Raw genomic sequence first — 18,745 nt, 5'->3', positions numbered from 1 at the left:
ACGCTGGTCAGGCAGCGCCAAGCGTTCCTGGTGAGCGCCCACGTGTTCGATCTGGCGATGGCGAATCCCGATCGCACGCGCGAAGAGATGCTGTCGTTCGGGTTCGCTTCGGCTATCGGCTATCGCAGAGGCGGCCGGGAGCCGAACGCAACGGCTATTTCCGAACGCCTGCGTAAGACCAATGATCAAGAAGAATTCGACGTAACCCGTCAGCTCGCTCTCGCACCACTCGAGGTGGGCGCGGCCTTTCTGGGACTGGACGCCCGCACTCTGTTCCAGCGATTTGCGGTTTGGAGACGTCAGTTTGCCGACCTTGCCACAATCTCGGAGCTGACTGATCTCCGATCAACTGCCTACGGTCCGTCGCAATTCGTCACTCTTGGAGCCGAGGACCTACTTCACTTCTTGGTTCGCGGAAATCTGGAGAGGCGTGATCGAGGCCTGCAACGGTTGCGTGCTGTAGTCGCAGACGAAGTTGGTCCCGAGGACCTGAACGCGAGATGGGTTGCCGGACACATCCTTCAATTCGTGGACGAGGCGTGGGCGGGCTCGGTCTGGAACCCAACGATCCTTCCGCCCTCGGTTCCGTCGGTAGTCCGCCAGACCTTCGCGTCGGGCAGCCCTGCAGTGGTAACGCTGTGGGAGCCGCAGCGGAATCTCCTGGCGTCGACGCCATCACCGCTCAATGGCAACGTCACACGAATGGTCCTGGCCGTTCCAACAAGCGGCGGCAAAACCTTGATGGCGCAACTACTTGCTGCGAACTTCTTGGCCGAGAGTAATCGAAGCGTTTGCTACGTCGTGCCAACCAGAAGCCTGGGCCGAGAAGTTCGGCGTGCGATGGCTCGGCGAGTGCGAATGCTCCAGAAGGAGGCAGGGCCCGAGCTTCCCGATTATCCGACGCTGTGGGATCTAATGACGTTCGACGGTGGGAATGACGAGCCTTCCGACGTCGACGTGATGACGCCCGAACGACTCGTCCAACTCATTCGACATGACGCATCGGGCACTCTGGATCGGTATGGGATGTTCGTGTTTGACGAAGCCCAACTGTTGAAGGAGCAAGGGCGCGGATTCGCGCTCGAGTCAGCGATCTCAGCGCTCGATCTCCTGACTCGAGAAACCGACCACCGCATCGTTCTGATCTCGGCGGCAATGGGGAACGTGGGATCGATAGCGCAATGGCTTAGCCCCAACGGAGCGGCTCTGGTCAATGAGTCTGACTGGAGAGGGCCACGCAGACTCCATGCCGTCTTCAACACCGATGCCGACTGGGAGCTCACATCGGTCGAGAGTGGCGCGGGTACGGTTTGGCCTTTCCGGCACACGACTGAGCTGAAGGGACTCATTCGCCTTCGTCTCGCGAACGGTCAGGTCACGACTCTGTCGACCCAGGGCGACACCGGGTGGCGGTTGGTTCGCAAGTCGAAGGACGGGGAGAGCGGCCTCAACAGACGAAGGTCGACGGAGATCGCTCGACCAAGAATTATGTCATTGCGGCAGACATGGTTCGGGCGCTCGGTCACGCAGGTTCCGTTCTTGTGGTGGCCACCACGAAGCTCCAAGCCCAATCCCTCGCTGCTGCCCTTGCAGCATCGAACGAGGTGGAGCACCCAAGGCTGAGTTCGCTCGTCGACTTCGTGCGGCAGCAGCTGGGACCGGAGCATCCTTTAGTACAGGCACTCCTCGGTGGTGCAGCGTTTCACCACGCCGGCTTGCCTGTTGAGGTTCTCGAGGCTCTGGAAGAGGCGGTCAAAGACGATTCGCTGCCGTTCTTGACGTGCACGTCGACCCTGACTGACGGCGTAAACCTGCCGGTTCGAACAGTCGTTCTGTACGACCAGAGCTACCAGGGCCAGCCCGAGGACAGCCGTCTGCGCGGGGCGAGGCTCGTGAATGCGATGGGACGAGCAGGTCGCGCTGGTCGAGAAACCGAGGGATGGATAGTTCTGGTGCGGGCTGCCGCGCCATCTTCGCAGGACTTCGACGATCTCAATCCCGACGCTGACGAGCTCGCCGTAACGTCCTCTCTCATTGTCGAGGATGCTCTGGTATCGGTTGCGGCGCTGGAGCGATCGGCTCGAGAAGACACCGACGCGATCTTCTCGGCCGCCGGCGTTGCCGCTGACTTCATTAGCTTTGTCTGGTTGATGCTGGCGACCGACGAGACAGAGTCACCCGAGTCATTCTCTGCGGACGTCGAAGCGATTGTCGGTTCCACCCTGATGGCCTCCCAGTCGCTAGCTGCTCGCGCGGTCTACGAGCCCCTCGCCGAGGCAACCAAACTTGCTTACCTCGCCACAGAGCCAACGGAGCGACGGCGGTGGCCCCGCACCGGGACCTCAATTTCGACAGCACGGTGGATGGATCACCTTGCGTTTCGACTTGCTTCTGAAGTTGACGGCTCCCAGGATCTCGGCTCCCCGTCGGTCGCTCTTTCCTTCTTGGGCCCATACTTGCCGACACTGCTCGACTTACCGGAAGCGCCCAAATGGGAGTTTCGCGTCACCCCTCGCGGCCAAGATGTCTCGGTTGGCCCAGCCGACCTTGTTCGTTCTTGGATGAACGGCGCGTCGCTTCCGGATCTTGCAGAACAGTTCCTGTCGGCGGTCGAACCGCCGTCGTGGAGGTTGGAGCAGGCTGTCACCGCGGTGACCAACCACTGCGAGCACTACTTCGCGTGGACCGTCGGCGCCCTGGTCGACCTGATCAATCTCCATCTCGAACGTCTCGACTCAGAGGAAAGGCTTTGCCCCGAGCTCTCTGGCTACATTCGGTATGGGGTCAAAGATTTGCGCGCACTTCGCTTGATGAGGTCAGGCTTCCGATCGCGCCGGTTGGCCAACGTGCTTGCCGAAAGTGCGCCAATTGAGGCCGAATCGGTGGATGAACTTCGTAGTTGGCTGGCTGAACTCAGCATCGGCGATTGGCGTAACCAGTTCGCGGCGACATCTTCGGAGGTTCTGGACCTCGTTGACTTCACTCGAGTCCGCCGGCGAAGCCTTCTTCGCTCTTTGCTTGAGGACGGCGTCGCGAGAGCATCCTTGTCCTGGATTGAGCTCAACCCGGAAACTTCAGGGTCCATCGCACTGCGATCGCTGGACGGTGAGACGCCCCCGGCGCCGCTCGTCGTCTACATGGATGAGCGTGCAGTGGCGTTTGTGGCGTCAGGCGACCACTCGGATGTACAGAGCATTTTGGACACTGGATTCGGACTCGAGTTGAACATCGAGTCGGACGAGCTGACCATCGGGCTTTTGTCCGAGGACTAGTCCGGCAGGATGCGACTGAAACTGTCGCCGGTCCCGGTGTCGACTGCGCCGATCGAACCCTCAGACACGTCGGTGACGTCTCGCCAACCGCATGTCAAGCCATTCCCGGACCCAAGCAGGGCTAATAGAGGCTCCAGTAGAACGGGCGGTCAGGCGGGACGCCACCTCCAGCAGCGACGGGAAGAAGCTGCCCTGCCGCAGCTTCGGGATCCGCAACTCCAGATCCCCGGCAGTCGTGGACAGCGTCCTCGCCCGGAAGCCGTTGCGCTGCGTGGTACGGGTCGCAGAGCGCTCGAACGGGCTCGCACCGATCACCGCGGTCGCTTCCGCGTCGATCAGTTCCTGATAGAGCGTCTCGGTCGCGACCCGGATCCGGTCAGTGACATCGGTGAGTTTCAGTTCCCCGAGCAGCTCGAGGAGGGCAGACTGGTCAAGAGCCATCGTGCGTTTGTGTCCTTCCGTGAGATTCCTAGACAGTTCTCACTGACCATCGCACGATGGCTCCTCACGTCAACGACGTGACACCCGAGCCCGAGAACTACACCACCCCCAGGGACGTCACCGAACTCCCTTCGGCGCGGCAACAAGCCGTCTCAGGTGGTTGGTTGCCCCTATTGTGCCGGCTGGCACATCGTCGGTGGTTCTCCCCTGGCCAAGACCGGTCGCCGCTGACGCCCACCCGGCGCGACGGGTCCGGAAATGCCAAAGTGCCGCCTGTTCTGGGGAGCAGAAAATGGCTCGATTTGTCAGCGGCCCACTAGGCAGTCGCCGCCGGCCAAGCTGTAGTTCCGAGTCGCAGGCTCTCGAACAGATCGTCGAGCTGAGCGTCAGTAGTGGGGTGGAAGGACTCGTGCAGGTCGAGCAGCCGCCAAGCGGTTGCAGTCACGAAGTTGAAGAAGTCGGGAAGAAACGACGGATCGTGAAGTTTCGAACTGCTAGCCCCATGAGCGACAGCGCTCCTGACGCCAAAGAACCGCAAGTAATCGCGCCGCGCTTCTGATCGCGCGGCGGGATCGCGCACGAGCCAAGCGATTCGATCTGCCATTGCCGATCCTGGAAGCGGCTGTCGCGCGGTAAGCATGGCGTCCATACCGACACCGAGAGCGAGGGCTGAGTCTTCAGCGTTCTCTGCGTAGTGGGCTTGCGCGTACCACCGCGCGGCCACGCGTATTCGCTTCGCGACCGGATCGTTGCTGAGACAGGTGACGACAGCTTCACGAATGTGTGCCTGCGTCATGAGCCGCCCAAGTGGAAGCGGCTCAGCGCTGTACCAGTGCACAGGGTCACCGCTGCGCATAACCCCGGTGACAGTCAGAGGCTGAGCCGCGAGTTCGAGCCCAAACCTTCCGCCCGAGATGGCTGCTTCAACCGCCCCACGATCGAGAGCCAGCCCCTGACACCAGGTCGATTGAGCTCACCTCGCCGGAAGACTCCGAATGCCTTTAGGTCCTGTTCCAATAGGAGCGGAAGGTGAACGATCTCCCGCATCGCCCTGCTCGCGTGATCGACTGCAAGCGCACGTTGCCCGGACGTCCAACACGCTATCGCCGTAGGAGCGGGTCGCTTTGGCCGTCGCATTCGTGGTGTCACTTGGTCTTCCAGCCACATAGCGCTTCGTTCCGAGGAGGGCACTATTCGTCCTCGGGAAGCGTCCGTCAATGCCTCGAGGAACCCCTCACCCGCATCTCCGATGACGGCGTCGCCGAGGTCCATCGGGTCTGTGCCCCAAGTGGTATTTGCGATAAGCAGGATCGTGCACGCGACATCGGCGGTGAGCATTCGTTGGACGTTGTCGTGGATGAACGACGCGCTGCGGTCACCCAAGTGACGGGCTGTCTCGCAGAGCGAAACAACGAGACCCCAGACTTCGTCGGGATCCCAGCGGCTGGCCATGCGAGGGTCTCGCAGGAGTTGCGCCGTCGCGCGCTCCCACCGCTCAAGCGCCTCGGGGAGAATGTGGCCGGGCCATCCCGCCCGTCGAAAGCAGCCTTGTTCGAGCGCCGGTAGTCTTCGAATGCCCAGCCGTGGTTCCAAGTCTCGATTCCAAGAGCGGGAAGTATTCCCGCCGATGCAAACGTCAGATCGGCAACGATGTCGTCGGTGTTTCGGGCCATGCGCTAGCTCCGTTTCCATCATCTCGCACGTGAAAGCCGACCGTCAGTCCGGTAGATCGTCGCATCTGTCCCAACTGAGCGAACTAGAACTACCGTGGACACATTTTGGCCACGATCCCACCTCATTGCATCTGGGTCGACGACATCGTCCATCAACCACCCGATCAGCGAAACGGAGGCGAGATCACCACGCGCGGGGTGATCGAGCTCCTAGGGTTCGGGCGCACGACTCATAATCGTGAGGTCGCGGGTTCGAGTCCCGCCTCAGCTACCGAATCTCCCGATCTGCCCTACCTGACTCCTTCGCCGGTGGCGTCGTACCGACACATGCTGTGGACAACCGCGGCGTCAAGCCGTTACACGCGCGTAGGCTCCGACAACATCCCATCCGCCTCGCGACGTCAAGAATTCCTTGACCTGCCTGTGCCGTCAAGATAAGGTTGACGCCAATACGGATCGCCATCAGTGCACGCAAGCACGGCATCTCGAACGCGGATATCTTGCACGCCTGGAGGAACGCAGTGCGACTGGTTGAGTATGAGTACGTCGGCGAGGAACGGCTACTCGTAATCGGCCCGGATACGAGCGGCTCGATGTTGGAGCTGGTGGCGGTGCCTGTCGGCTCGCCCACGCGAGTCATCCACGCAGACCGCTTGCGCGCGAAGTTCTACGACTATATGAGGTGATCGGCATCGCGACCACGACACGCATTGACGACACCGGGCTCGACGGACTCGACCCCGCGGCGACGTCCGCACGCGACGCCACACACTTTCGCGCGATCATCGCGGCGAACGAAGCCGTGGCATCCGCGGAAGAGCGACTGCGCGAGGCAGTGCGTGCCGCGCGCGATGCCGGCGACTCGTGGACGGTCATCGGGGCCGCGCTCGGCGTGAGCAAGCAGGCCGCCCAGCAGCGCTTTTCGCGGTAGCGAGCCAGACCCTTCCTAGACGATTTCGTCAACTGACGCGCGTCGCATGCCGCACGGGTGGGGCAGGCTCGTGCCCGCGACAACTCCGGGCGTCACGCTTCGGCGATCACCGCGATCGAGACCTTCAGACCCGGCACCCGCACCGGCAACTTCGCTCCCTGCCGTGCGGGTGGGTCCGTCGGGAACCATCGCAGCCACTCCTCGTTCATACCGGCGAAGTCCTCCTCGTCGGCGAGGATCACGGTGGCGCTCGCGACCTTGTCGATCGAACTGCCCGCCGATTCCAGGATGGCCCGGATGTTGGTCAGGCACTGGCGGGTCTGTTCCTGAACCGTCTCCCCGGCGAACCCGCCGGTCGCCGGATCGACGGGTGAGGTGCCTGACACGAAGATCAGGCCGCCCGCCCTCGTCGCCTGGCTGTACGTCGGCGGCGCTGCGGGGGCATCGGTCGTGCGGATCACGGAGCGCGACATGGGCTATTCCTACTCGCCTTCCGTGACTCGCGGGAGCCCCCACCCAATGCCTGTTCTTGCGTCCCTTACTTCAGGTCTGCGTCTTGCCGTAGTCTTGCGCCCGGTCCAGTCTGCCCTATTATCGATATGTTCTTTATAAAAGAAACTTTTGAATAGGGCATCGCATGCATCAGGACTCACCCGTCACCTTCACCATCGTGGGTGCAGGCAACCGCGGCCACAACTACGCGAGCTGGATGCTCAACCATCCGGATCGCGCGCGGGTCGTGGCGGTCGCCGAGCGAAACGACGTGCGGCGGGCGCGCATCGCCGACGAGCACGGTCTGACCGGCGCGCAGCTCGTCGACGACTGGCGTGAACTGCTGGACCGCCCGAGGGCGTCCGATGCCGTGATCATCGCCACCCAGGACCGTTTCCACGTCGATCCCGCGATCGCGTTCCTCGAGCGCGGATATCACGTACTGCTCGAGAAGCCGCTCGCGCCCACCGAAGAGGAGAGCCGGAGGATCGTCGAGGTGGCCGCAAGATCGGAGGGGATCTTCGCGGTCTGTCATGTGCTGCTGTACACGCCGCACACTCGCCTCATCAAGTCGATCGTGGACTCGGGCAGGCTCGGCACGATCGTCAGCGTGCAGCACCTCGAGCCTGTCGGCTACTGGCACCAGGCACACTCCTATGTGCGAGGGAACTGGCGGCGTGAAGAAGACTCGACGTTCATGCTGATGGCCAAGTCGTCACACGACATCGACTGGCTTCAGCACATCGTGGGCCAACCGATCGCGTCGGTCTCGAGCTTCGGCGGACTGCAGCACTTCCGTTCCGAAGCAGCGCCGGCGGGGGCGACGCCACGATGCGTGGACTGTCCCCTCCAGCGCACCTGTCCTTACTCGGCGACCACGCTCTATCGTGGCCTCCTCGACGCAGGCGACACCGGCTGGCCCCTCGAGACGGTCGTTGACATCCCCACTCGGGAGGAACTCGATCGCGCCCTTACGGACGGCCCGTACGGGCGATGTGTCTACTACGCCGACAACGATGTCGTCGATCATCAGGTCGTGGCGATGCAGTTCGCCGATGGGGCGAGCGGCGTCTTCACCATGACGGGTTTCAACGCCGGCGGACATCGCAGGACGACGATCTTCGGCAGCAAGGGAGAACTCAGCACCGACGGTGAGCGTGTCGAGGTGTACCAGTTCGGCGCGCCGACCACCGAGGTCTTCGAAGTCGCCGCATACGGCGACGCGACCGCGGGCGGAGGCCACGGAGGCGGCGACGAGGGGCTCATGGATGCCTTCGTGCACGCCGTCGCCACCGGGGATGAGCGGGGTATTCATTCGGGAGGGGCCGCGTCGTTGTCGTCGCATCTGGCCGTCTTCGCGGCCGAGCGCGGCCGTAGGCTCGGTAGTGTGCAGTCGGTGTCGCCCGTGCCCGGCTGAAACAGCCGACGCGGCCGCGCTCGAGGAGGAATCACATGCTGAATGGAGCCGCGGCGCCGCCGCTGCTGCGCAGGCTCAACGCAACCAGGGTGCTGACCGAACTCCGGGCAAGTGGGCCGTTGCGCGTCACCGAGCTCGTCGAGCTGACGGGCTTTTCGCGCCCTACGATCGAGAGCATCGCCGACGACCTCGTTGGGCTGGGCTGGGCCTCGGAATCCGTCATCGAGGCCGGGCAGCGCCGCGGCCGCCCTGCGCGTGAGCTGACGTTCCGGGCCGACGGTGGTGTCGTGCTCGGAGTGGACGTGGGAGTCGGACGCGTGACGCTCATTGCTGCCGATCTCGCGGGTGACGTACGGGCTGAGCGCAGCGAGGCGCTGGACTCGGCGCTGGGAGCCCCCGACCGGCTTGCACGAGTCGTCGAGTTGGCTCGCGAGACGATCGGTGTCGCTGGATTCCCTCTCTATTCCCTCATGCGGGCCGTGGTGGGGTCGCCCGGCATCGTGGACGCCGAATCGGGAATCGTCATGCAATCTCCGACGCTCCCGGGCTGGAACGGCTTGCACTTAGGGGAAGAGCTTTCGGCCGCGCTCGGTTGCGCCGTGCAGGTTGAGAATGACGCGAACCTCGCGGCGGAGGGCGAGCGATGGCGAGGCGTGGGCGAGGGCATCCGTGATCTCGTCTTCGTGCTAGCCGGCGAGCGGCTCGGGGCGGGGATCGTGGTCGACGGACGTACAGTGCGTGGCTACGCGGGTGGTGCGGGGGAGATGGGGTTCACCCAGCTCTTCGCCACTGGACAAGGCTCGGAGGGCATCGGTGCGCTCGGGCGCGAGGCCGGGCGTGACGCTCTGCGTCGCCTGCTCGCCGACTCGGATGCCGCCGATAGCGGTCAGCTCCTGCGCTCCCTGGCGGGTGACGACCCCGGGCAGGTGAACGTGGAGCTGCTGCTCGAGGCGGCTCGTCTGGGTGACACGGTGGCGCGCGACGTTCTCGAAGACATCCTCGCGGGTGTGGCGCGAGCGATCGCGGTACTCGCGATCTTGTTGAATCCGCAACTGATCGTCGTCGGTGGCGCGGTCGCTGACGCGGCCGGTCAGATTCTTCCACCCCTGCGCGAGGGCGTATCGCAGTTGACTCTGCTGCCGACACGAATCGAGGCAAGCGTGCTCTCGCACCGTGCAGTGGCACTGGGAGCAGTGCACGCTGCGGTCGAGGCCACCCTCGAGGAACTCGTCGAAAGAGAGGCTCCGATCCGCGCTTGACGCGACATCCGTGTCTTACTACAGTGCTCTTTAATAAAGAACCTTTTATTTATGGAGCACGATGTACACGGAACTCGCCAGCTACCGCATCGGGCGGCACTCCCTCGAGGGGATCGGCGTCTACGCGCTCGACGGGGGCATGAGCGCGGAGTACGCCGTGCAGGAGGCATTGGCGAGCCTGAGCGGCGGAGTCGCGCACACCTGGGAAGTGCAGGCGCCCGGCCTCGGCCCGAATCCGGTGCTCGCCACCCGTTCGTTCCTCCGCGAAGCCGTCGACGTGACGATCGCCGCGTATGACGCGCTGGGCGCCGAGCGCGTGTACGACACCGTGGTCGTGGGCACGGGCGTCTCGAGTGCGTCCTATGTCGCCCAGCTGCTGGGGGCGCCGTTCCTGCCTCTGCACTTCCTTGCGAGCGCGCGCTCCATCGCCCAGACGCAGGACGCCCTCGACGGGGCGGCGGAGGACGGGTTCGCGGCCTACGCGACCCTCGCCTACGACGAGTCCATGCCCACGATGGCCGTGGCCTGGCTCAAGATGCTCGAGCTGCCCGCGGCGTACCGCTCCTTCCTCGCGCGCCACCGGGTGCGCCGAGTGGTTCTGATCGGCACGCGGGGCGTGAGCCCGCATCTCGCACGGCGGCCGCTGGCGGCGCACGGCGGCGACCACATCGCGGCGGGCGAGGTGCTCGTGACCTCGCCGGACGGCGGCAGCCAGCTCGATGACAACATGCTCCGGCGGACGATCGACGACCTCGATGCGGTCGAGCTCGAGCCCGAGGCGTTCCGCATCACGGATTGGGAGAGCGGGCTGGCCGAAGAGCAGCTCGACGGCGTCCTCGCCCAACTGTGGGCGGCGCACGTCGAGACCTGGCTGATGACGGCCGACGACTACCTCGCTGCCTACGACGCGGCCTCCTACGCACAGGCAGTGCTGCTCCGGGCGCAGGGGACGGAGATCCGACAACTCGCCCTCAACCCCTACCTCATCACGCATCCTCACGCGGAAGCGGTCGGGGGCGTCCTGCCGCTCGTCTATTGGCAGCTCGACGCGTTGGATCTCACTCTCGACCGCTTCGAGCACACGCTGCGCGACGCGGGCGCCCTCGACGCCGACGCGCTCCGCGGCCTGCCCGTCGTGATCAACGCCACACTCAACGTCGGGGGACCGGAGCACGCGCTCGCGCTCGAGCGGGCGCTGCGCGCTCGCGGCTTCACCGACGTCACGACACTCGACACCGCGGCCGACGAGATCTACGGCGACCGGGCCGACACGCCTTTCTGGCGTGCGTTCGACGTGCTCGCCGCGCATCGCACGGGGCCGATCGAAGCTCCGGCTCGGGCGCTCGAACAGCTCTCCTCGGCGATCGCGCACCGCACCGACCTTCGCATCCGACGCCTCGACCCGTCGAGCTGACGCTCCGTTCGCATCCGGCCTCACACAAAGGAGTGACAATGAGTCCGTCTACCCGCCGCCCGCGCGGTCTGCTTGCGATCCTCGCCATCCTGCCCATCGTCGCTGCGGTCATCGCCGCGCCGGTATCGGCCGCAGCGGATCCCCTGCCCATCAGCCTGAACAAGCCGACGAGCTCGTCCGGGGTCAACGCCGCCGCCGCCAACGACGCGGATCCGAGCAACACTGGCGGCTACTTCGACGCCGAACTGACCGGAGGCCACGACGCCTGGTGGCAGGTCGATCTGCAAGGGATCTACAGTCTCAGCTCCCTCACGAATCGGAATTACGTGGATGGCGTGCGCTTCTATCACTACTACGTGCGGGTGAGCCTCGACGGGGAGAACTGGTCGGCACCGATCGCGTGGAAGTACAACGACATCCCGGCCCAGAACGCCGAGACCTTCGCGGTCACCGGCGTCGGGCGATACGTGCGTGTGAACATCATCAGCAACTCCGCGAACTCGAGCGCCCACCTCACCAACTTCGAGGTCTACGGCGACCCGATCACTCAGACCGTCGCGCCGGCGATCAAGGTCGTCGACGCGACCCTCGACCAGGCGACGTACCTCACGGGCGAGACGCCCGAGCTCTCCTATGAGCTGAGCAACGTCTCCGGCTCGTCGGCGACGGTCTCCGACGCCTACGCGATCGTCTTCGGGCTCACCGACCCGAGCTACCGGCGGTTCACCCAGATTGAGAGCGGATTGGCGCTCGCAGCGAACGCCACGCACGCCGACACGTCCTCGCTCTGGCAGGTCGACGGCGGCATGCCGGTCGGGTCTTACGGGGTCTTCGTGCGGGTGCGACTCGACGACGGACGCACCTGGGAGCAGTATCAGACCTTCTTCCGTGTCACCGATGGCTCGCAACTGACGACCTTCGACATCGGGGTCGAGGACTATTCGGGCTTCCCCGTCTACACGCTCGGCGGCGGGCTGAGCGCGGAGTACGCCGTGCAGAAGTCGGCGCAGATCCTCTCTCAGTCCGCGGGCCCCTCGTGGACGCCGAGTGCGTCCGGCTACGGTCCCGCCCCCGTCTACGCGACGCCCGCGTTCCTCGAGCACGCGATCGCCGAGACCATCACGACGCTCGATACGGCACTCGGCTCCACGCGCACGTTCGAGACGGTCGTAGTCGCCCCGGGAATCCAATCGGCGCCGCAGCTGATCCGTACGCTGCAGGCTCCCGTGCTCCCTCTGCACTTCCTCGTCAGCTTCGACTCGATCTACGAGCTGCGGACGGTGCTCCAGGGTGCGGCCGACGCGGGCTACGAGGTCATGGCGACCATGGGCTACGACGGCTCGATGGATCCCGGCGTGGCATGGATCAAGCTGCTCGAGCCGCCCTCCGAGTACGTCGACTTCATCGAGAGGCACGGCGTTCGCGATGTCGTGCTCGCGGGAACCTCTGACAGCAGCGGCGGCGAGAACGCATCCCGCCGGGTGCTGTACACGGGAGCGCCGACCAGTGGGCACAACCCCGGCGACATCTTCGTGATCTACCCCGGCGGGGGCACCACCATCGATGTGAGCAATCTCGCGCAGCGTGTGCACGACACGAGCGACCTGCCGCTCGCGGCCACCCTCGAGAACATCTCTGATTGGGAGGCCGGGCTGCTGCCCGAGCAGGCGACGGCGTTCGCGAGCGCCATCGCACCCGTGATCTCCGGCGACGTGACGAAGCTCACCGCCGGCACCTACTACGACATCGACAACCTCGGCGTGTACGTGACCGCGGCCTTCTACGCGAAGAACTCGAGCGCGCTCGCGGTGGGCGGGCAGACGGTTCGAGGGATCGCGCTGAGCCCCTACATGACGAACCAGCCGTTCGCGGACTCCACCGAGGGGCTGCTGCCGGTGCTGTTCTTCCAGGGCGAGTCGTCGCTGACGATCGTCGAGGGCCGGCTGCTGAACATCGCCCAGTCGGCGCTCACGCACTACTTCCCGAACACCGATGTCACCGATCTCCCGGTCAAGGTCATCACGAGCCGCAACTTCGGCGGCTTCGCCAACACCGGCATCCGCGACCGCCTCGACGAGTTCGACTTCGCAAGCTGGGACTTCGGCACCACGTGCCCCGGCACCGTCACGAGCTGCATCGACGAGGTGTGGGATCCCTCCGACGGTTACGACACCTGGAACGAGAAGGCCGTGACCGGGTTGGCGGCCGTGCGCACGCAGGGCCAGTGGACGACGTGGAACAGCTCGCTCGTGCCGCTCGACCTGACCGACCTCTCCGACATCGCCCTGACCTTCCCGAACCTCACCTTCACCACCCTGTCCTGAGAATCCGAAAGGCACTTCCGTGAGAAAACTGACCATACCGCTGGCGATCGCCGCCGCGGCCGTGCTGGCCCTGGCCGGCTGCACTCCGGCGGCGGACACCGACGTTCCCCGCATCCTCCGCATCGAGGGACCCGCCACCATGGTGGAGAACTACAACCCCTTCGGCCCGTCCGAGAAGGGTCCCGGGCTCACCTTCATCTACGACGCTCTGGTCCGCATCGACCACCAGCACCCGGAGGACCCGGTGAAGCCCTGGCTCGCCGAGTCGTGGACCTTCAACGACGACGCCACCCAGCTCACGCTCGTGCTACGCGACGACGTGACCTTCTCCGACGGCACACCGCTCACGAGCGAGGACGTGAAGTTCACGCTCTCCGTGCCCCTCGAGCATCCGGAACTGAACGCCTGGGGGCGGCGTATACCTCGGTCGAGGCGACCGACGAGCACACGATCGTCTTGACCTTCCCGGACAACTCGTACGGGCGGCTCGCCGGGCTCGCCAACGCGCCCATCGTGCAGGCCGCGCAGTGGAAGGACGAGGATGTCGCGACCTTCACGAACCCGGAACCGATCGGCAGCGGCCTCCTCGTGCTCGACAGGATTCAGCCCAAGTCGGCGGTGTTCGACGTGCGGGACGACTACTGGCAGGGTGACAGCGCCGTCGATCGCGTGGAGATGGTCGCCTTCTCGCCGGAGACGTTCAAGCTCCAACTGGCCGGCGGCGACCTGGAATGGAGCGGTGCCGCGTGGCCGACTGCCCAGCAGGAGTTCGACGCCACCGATCCCGAGAACCACAAGAGCTTCGTCGTGCCCCACGGGGGTGCCGAGTCGCTCGTGCTCGCGTCGAACAAGGCGCCGTTCGACGACGTCCACATGCGCCGCGCGATCGCGTTCGCGATCGACGTGCCTGCGCTCGCGGAGCTCTCGGGCCTGCCCGTGCCCAGCCCGTGCGGCTTCACCGCCTCGCGTTACGCCGACAGCGTGCTGATCGACGAGTGCGCCGGCGGAGCCACGCGCGAGGTCGACGTCCAGGCGGCTCAGGACGAGCTTGCCGCGGCCGGATGGTCGGTCGACGACGGCCTGCTCGTCAAGGGCGACCAGTCGATCCGCCTCACCTTCGCCTACCCAGTGAGCTGGACCTCGGCGGAGCCCATCTACCGCGACATCAAGGCGCAGCTTCAGGAGAATCTCGGGATCGACCTCCAGCTGCTCACCCCTCCCGGTGACCAGTACGACGCGGCCGTCGAGGAGGCGCACGGCGCGCTTCGGTTCACCTCGGGGGCAGCCGGCATGCTCGACGTCTTCCGCTGGATGGGCTCGCCCGGCAACTTCGGCGGGTGGGAGGACGCGCGCTCGGTCGACCTCGTCGAGCGCATGTCGGCGGTCGATCCGGCCTCGGACGAGTACATCGAACTCGGGATGGACCTGCAACGGATCGTCTACGAGGATGTGCCGTACATTCCCACCGTCGGCGGCAACTGGAGCGTGCTCATCAACTCGTCTCGCTGGAGCGGCTGGCCGACGGATCCAGTGAGTGCCGAGTATCTCGCTAGTCCGTATGTGGCGCCGAGCGCGACGATGATCATGCTCGATCTTCAGCCGAAGTAACCCCAGCCGCACCCGGTTCATGGCCTGCCGCGGCCGCTGTCGCGGCAGGCCATGAACCGCGAAAGGAGTCCGATTGAGCATCGTCACATCGCGGGTCGGGAGGAGTCCTGCCGCGCGCGGAGTCCGACGACATCGCGTCGCTGGGGCACGTTTCCTCGCGCGCAGGGCGGGGCTCTACGTGCTGACCGCCCTCGCGGCCTGCACATTGAACTTCATTATCCCCCGCTTCATGCCGGGTGACCCGGTCGCCTCTCTCGTGCAGAAGATCGAACGACAAACGGGAATGCCCGTCTCGCCCGAACAGATCGAGTCGTTCCGTACCTTCTTCGGCGACCCGACCCAGAACGTGTTGCAGCAGTACGTTGACTATTGGGCGAAGCTCGCCCAGTTCGACCTCGGGCTGTCGACGACGTATTACCCTGTGCCCGTGGCCGACCTCATCGGCGCGGCTTTGCCTTGGACCATCTTCCTCGCGGGCACGTCGGTGGTCACGGCCTTCCTGCTCGGCATCATCATCGGGGCCATCATCGGGATGCGGCCCGGCCGTTTCGCCGACACCGTCGCCGTCCCTGCAGCGGCGTTCGCTGGTGCGCTGCCGCCGTTCTGGATCGCGATGTTGCTGATCTACTTCGTGGCCTACCAATCCGGGTTGTTCCCGATCGCTGGATCGTTCAGCTCCAGTGTCGATCCCGGGTTCAACGCCCCATTCATCGGAAGCGTCTTTCATTACGCCCTGCTCCCGATCGTCGCGACCGTTTCGGCATCGATCGGGTTCTGGATCCTCCAGATGCGGAACATGACCATCACGACCGTGACCGAGGACTACGTATTGCTAGCTGAGGCGAAGGGGCTCTCGCGTGCACGCGTCGTCGTTCGCTATGCCGCACGCAATGCGCTGTTGCCGCCGGTGACCAACCTGGCCACGGCGCTCGGGGGCGTCGTTGGCGGCCTGCTCTTCACCGAACTCGTCTTCAACTATCCGGGGTGGGAAGCGTGCTCGTGCAAGCCGTCACCGCCAAGGACTTCCCAGTGATGCAAGGGGTGTTCCTCATGGTGACCCTTGCCATCCTGCTCGGCAACTTCTTGGCCGATTCGCTCTATGTCGTCCTCGACCCGCGGACGAGGAGCAGCACATGACCTCTGGTGCGCTCTCAAGCTCGAAAGTGCGGATCGGCGCCGCGATCCTGATCTCGTTCCTGGTCATCGCGATCATCGGGCCGTTCCTGCTCGACCTGCTCGGCCTGGACCCGCATGCCGTCGATCGCCAGGCGATCCGCCAACCGCCGAGCGCGAGGCACTGGCTCGGGACGGATAGTTCCGGGTCGGACCTCTTCGCCCAGTGGGTTCTCGGGGCACGCGGATCTGTCTTCGTCGGCCTCACGGCTGGCGTGCTGATGACCGGGATCGCGGTCGTCGTCGGCCTCGTTGCCGGGTTCGCCGGTGGCTGGGTGGACTCCGCCCTCAACAGCACCATGAATCTCTTGATGGTGATCCCCGCCATCCCCTTGGCGATCATCGTCGCGGGATACATGCGGTCGGTCAACGAGATCACGATCATCCTCATCATCGGCCTCGTTGGCTGGCCTGGCGAGGCTCGTGCCGTCCGATCCCAGGTCCTGAGCCTGCGGAATCGCGACTTTGTCACCGCATCCCGGATGGTGGGAGAGACCCGAACGCGTCAACTCTTCGTCGACGTTCTTCCGCAGATGTCGGGCTACCTGTTCAATCTCCTCCTCGTCGCGATCGTCGGCGCGGTCTTCGCCGAGGCCTCCTTGCGCTTCCTCGGCATCGGTTCACCAGACACCTCGAGCTGGGGCACCATGCTGGAGGTCTCGCGGACCCAGGGTGCGATCCTGTCCGGGATGTGGTGGTGGTATCTCCCGCCCGGCCTCGGGATCGCCATCCTGGGGGCTGGCGCGGCTTTGCTCAACTTCGGTTTCGACGAGATGGTGAATCCCCGGCTGAGCGCCGCCCGCCCCTCGGTGCGGAGACGCCTCGTCCGGCTGGAACGCGCGACCGCGTCCGCTCGTGCGGCAGGTGCCCAGACGGTTGCGGATGCAGGCGACGAGTTGCTCCGCGTCGAGGGCCTCGAAGTCGAGTACCTAGCTGGCGACATCACTGCGCACGCCTGCAAGGGGGTCGACCTTGTGGTGAAGCCGGGTGAGATCGTGGGCGTCGTCGGAGAATCCGGGTCGGGCAAGTCCACCCTGGTCCACGCGATGCTTCGTCTGCTGCGTCCACCGGGCATCGTGACCGGGGGCATGTGCTCTGGAGAAGGCGCGACGGCCAGCTGGTCGACGTTCTCGCTCTGGAGGAGGACGCTCTGCGTCGTCTCCGTTGGTCGGATTTCTCCATCGTGCTGCAAAGTGCGATGGATGCGCTCAACCCGGTCGCGCGGCTAGACGCGCAGTTCGCGGATGTGCTGGCCGCCAAGAACCCGGGGATGAGACGGGCGGCTATCGCGGCCCGTACCCGGGAGCTGCTCGCTACCGTGGGCGTTCCGGTCGAGCGCATGCGCAGCTACCCACATGAGCTCTCGGGAGGGACGCGCCAACGCGCCGCCATCGCTCTGGCGCTCGCCTGCAACCCGCGCCTGGTCGTGATGGACGAGGCGACGACCGCCGTAGACGTCGTGATGCAGCGGCAGATCGTCGACCAGGTGTTGCGACTGAGGGACCTGCTCGGCTTCGCCGTCGTCTTCGTCACCCACGATCTCGCGCTCCTGCTGGAGATCGCCGACACGGTCGTGGTCATGCGCAACGGGAAGGTCGTGGAGCGCTCTGATGTCGAAGACGTCGGGGGCCCGCGTTCGGAGGAGTACACGCGGGAGCTCTTCCACGCCTTCCCGACGCTGACACCTACCGCCATGGGGCTGGAAAGGCCTGACGATGCACGAGTATGAGCGCATCCTGATCGCCGACGACATCAGTCGCGAGTACGTCGTCGACGACCCGATCATGGGGCGCGTCGCCGCGACGGTCGTCGAGAACGCGTCCCTCGCCCTTTCTCGGGGGCAGATCCACGCCCTCGTCGGCGAGAGTGGCAGTGGTAAGTCGACGCTTGCCCGCATGCTCGGCTTCGTCATCCACCCGACCAGCGGGAGCATTCTGCTCGATGGAGCGCGCCAGCGTAGAGCGCGGCCGAGGCGCGATGTGCTCCGCCGGGTGCAGATCCTGTTTCAAGACCCGTACGGGTCGCTCAACCCTTTGCAGCGGTTGCGATACCTCATCGGTCGTCCCTTGCGACTGCACGGATTCGCCTCACGTCGTCGCGACGTCGAGGCGGGCGTGAGCAGACTCCTCGAGAGCGTCGGTCTCCTCCCGTCGGCTTCTTTCCTCGATCGCCGCCCGGGGGACCTCTCCGGAGGTCAGCGTCAGCGTGTCGTCATCGCCAGGGCCCTCGCCTCTCGACCCGACGTGCTGCTCGCCGATGAGCCCGTCTCCATGCTCGATGTCTCGATCCGCCTCGAGATCCTCGATCTGCTGCGTCGCCTGAGCGATGAGCAGGGGGTTGCCGTGCTGTACGTTACCCACGACATCGCCAGCGCCAGGTACATCTCTGATTTCGTCTCAGTGATGTATGCGGGTCGCATCGTCGAGGCGGGCCCAGTCGACGCCGTCATCGATCGGCCGCTGCATCCGTACACGCGTCTGCTCGTCGACTCGACTCCGGCCGCGGCGCCCCCGGACATCGGCGTGCATCGCGTGTCGCGATGGGCGAAGCGGATGTCGGGGAGCCCCCCGAGTCGCGATTCGTCCCCCGGCTGTCCTTTCCAGCCGCGTTGCCCTGCAGCGACCGCGATCTGCGCCGAGCAGCGACCGCCCAAGGTGGCCCGCGGCGAGAGTTGGGCCGAATGTTGGAACCCGGTGGAGTGACCGGTGGCATGCGGGCCGCGGACAACGCACAGCCGTACG

Annotated in this window: 14 protein-coding genes, 1 tRNA gene and 2 pseudogenes; 14 read left to right on the top strand and 3 right to left on the bottom strand. The window is 65.2% G+C overall.

Annotated features, from left to right (window positions below; all coding sequences use genetic code 11):
- The first annotated feature begins 30 nt into the window (after nt 1–30).
- Both QQK29_RS04095 and QQK29_RS04090 read left to right on the top strand, forming a co-directional pair.
- Nucleotides 31–1,623, top strand: a complete 1,593-nt coding sequence (locus QQK29_RS04095) for a DEAD/DEAH box helicase (RefSeq protein ID WP_284298018.1) — start codon at nt 31–33, stop codon at nt 1,621–1,623.
- The gene (locus QQK29_RS04090; RefSeq protein ID WP_284298015.1) at nt 1,545–3,272 is read left to right on the top strand and encodes a helicase-related protein; all 1,728 of its coding nucleotides are present in this window, start codon (nt 1,545–1,547) and stop codon (nt 3,270–3,272) included. Before QQK29_RS04095 ends, QQK29_RS04090 begins: the two co-directional genes overlap by 79 nt.
- Nucleotides 3,273–3,422: 150 nt before the next feature.
- Here the strand turns inward: QQK29_RS04090 and QQK29_RS04085 are convergent.
- Together QQK29_RS04085 and QQK29_RS04080 are read right to left on the bottom strand one after the other, a co-directional pair.
- Nucleotides 3,423–3,713, bottom strand: a pseudogene (locus QQK29_RS04085) (transposase); the annotation flags it as partial.
- 316 nt (nt 3,714–4,029) lie between these two features.
- The gene (locus tag QQK29_RS04080; protein WP_284298011.1) at nt 4,030–4,509 is read right to left on the bottom strand and encodes a HEPN domain-containing protein; all 480 of its coding nucleotides are present in this window, start codon (nt 4,507–4,509) and stop codon (nt 4,030–4,032) included.
- Between the two features lie 1,073 nt (nt 4,510–5,582).
- On the opposite strand from QQK29_RS04080, the gene QQK29_RS04075 reads away from it, so the two are divergent.
- Both QQK29_RS04075 and QQK29_RS04070 read left to right on the top strand, forming a co-directional pair.
- Nucleotides 5,583–5,657: transfer RNA gene (locus QQK29_RS04075), tRNA-Met, on the top strand.
- A gap of 411 nt (nt 5,658–6,068) precedes the next feature.
- A complete protein-coding gene (locus QQK29_RS04070) occupies nt 6,069–6,317 on the top strand; it encodes a hypothetical protein (RefSeq protein ID WP_284298009.1) in 249 nt (82 codons plus the stop codon).
- Nucleotides 6,318–6,409: 92 nt separating this feature from the next.
- Here the strand turns inward: QQK29_RS04070 and QQK29_RS04065 are convergent, their stop codons facing one another.
- Nucleotides 6,410–6,778 (bottom strand): RidA family protein, encoded by a 369-nt coding sequence (locus QQK29_RS04065; protein WP_284298007.1) that lies wholly within the window; start codon nt 6,776–6,778, stop codon nt 6,410–6,412.
- 176 nt (nt 6,779–6,954) lie between these two features.
- On the opposite strand from QQK29_RS04065, the gene QQK29_RS04060 reads away from it, so the two are divergent.
- From QQK29_RS04060 to QQK29_RS04015, 10 genes and pseudogenes are all read left to right on the top strand, one after another.
- Nucleotides 6,955–8,226 (top strand): Gfo/Idh/MocA family protein, encoded by a 1,272-nt coding sequence (locus QQK29_RS04060; protein ID WP_284298004.1) that lies wholly within the window; start codon nt 6,955–6,957, stop codon nt 8,224–8,226.
- A gap of 35 nt (nt 8,227–8,261) precedes the next feature.
- Nucleotides 8,262–9,485 (top strand): ROK family protein, encoded by a 1,224-nt coding sequence (locus QQK29_RS04055; RefSeq protein ID WP_284298001.1) that lies wholly within the window; start codon nt 8,262–8,264, stop codon nt 9,483–9,485.
- A gap of 61 nt (nt 9,486–9,546) precedes the next feature.
- Complete coding sequence (locus QQK29_RS04050; RefSeq protein ID WP_284297999.1) at nt 9,547–10,899, top strand: hypothetical protein; 1,353 nt, start codon at nt 9,547–9,549, stop codon at nt 10,897–10,899.
- Nucleotides 10,900–10,937: 38 nt separating this feature from the next.
- A complete protein-coding gene (locus tag QQK29_RS04045; protein WP_284297997.1) occupies nt 10,938–13,223 on the top strand; it encodes a discoidin domain-containing protein in 2,286 nt (761 codons plus the stop codon).
- Between the two features lie 19 nt (nt 13,224–13,242).
- Nucleotides 13,243–13,683, top strand: coding sequence for an ABC transporter substrate-binding protein (locus QQK29_RS04040; RefSeq protein WP_284297995.1), 441 nt, complete (start codon nt 13,243–13,245; stop codon nt 13,681–13,683).
- Nucleotides 13,680–14,831 (top strand): ABC transporter substrate-binding protein, encoded by a 1,152-nt coding sequence (locus tag QQK29_RS04035; protein WP_284297993.1) that lies wholly within the window; start codon nt 13,680–13,682, stop codon nt 14,829–14,831. The genes QQK29_RS04040 and QQK29_RS04035 overlap by 4 nt, the downstream gene beginning before the upstream one ends.
- A 229-nt stretch (nt 14,832–15,060) precedes the next feature.
- Nucleotides 15,061–15,968: pseudogene (locus QQK29_RS04030) on the top strand (ABC transporter permease).
- Complete coding sequence (locus QQK29_RS04025; protein WP_284297989.1) at nt 15,965–17,233, top strand: ABC transporter permease; 1,269 nt, start codon at nt 15,965–15,967, stop codon at nt 17,231–17,233. The pseudogene QQK29_RS04030 and the gene QQK29_RS04025 overlap by 4 nt, the downstream one beginning before the upstream one ends.
- A complete protein-coding gene (locus QQK29_RS04020; RefSeq protein WP_284297987.1) occupies nt 17,203–17,733 on the top strand; it encodes an ATP-binding cassette domain-containing protein in 531 nt (176 codons plus the stop codon). Before QQK29_RS04025 ends, QQK29_RS04020 begins: the two co-directional genes overlap by 31 nt.
- A 55-nt stretch (nt 17,734–17,788) precedes the next feature.
- Nucleotides 17,789–18,706 (top strand): ABC transporter ATP-binding protein, encoded by a 918-nt coding sequence (locus QQK29_RS04015; protein WP_284297984.1) that lies wholly within the window; start codon nt 17,789–17,791, stop codon nt 18,704–18,706.
- Nucleotides 18,707–18,745: the final 39 nt, after the last annotated feature.

The sequence above is a fragment of the Homoserinibacter gongjuensis genome (assembly GCF_030161875.1).
GTDB classification, from domain to species: Bacteria; Actinomycetota; Actinomycetes; order Actinomycetales; family Microbacteriaceae; genus Homoserinibacter; species Homoserinibacter gongjuensis.
Note: the sequence above shows the minus strand (reverse complement) of the source record. Positions and strands in the feature narration are given on the sequence as shown.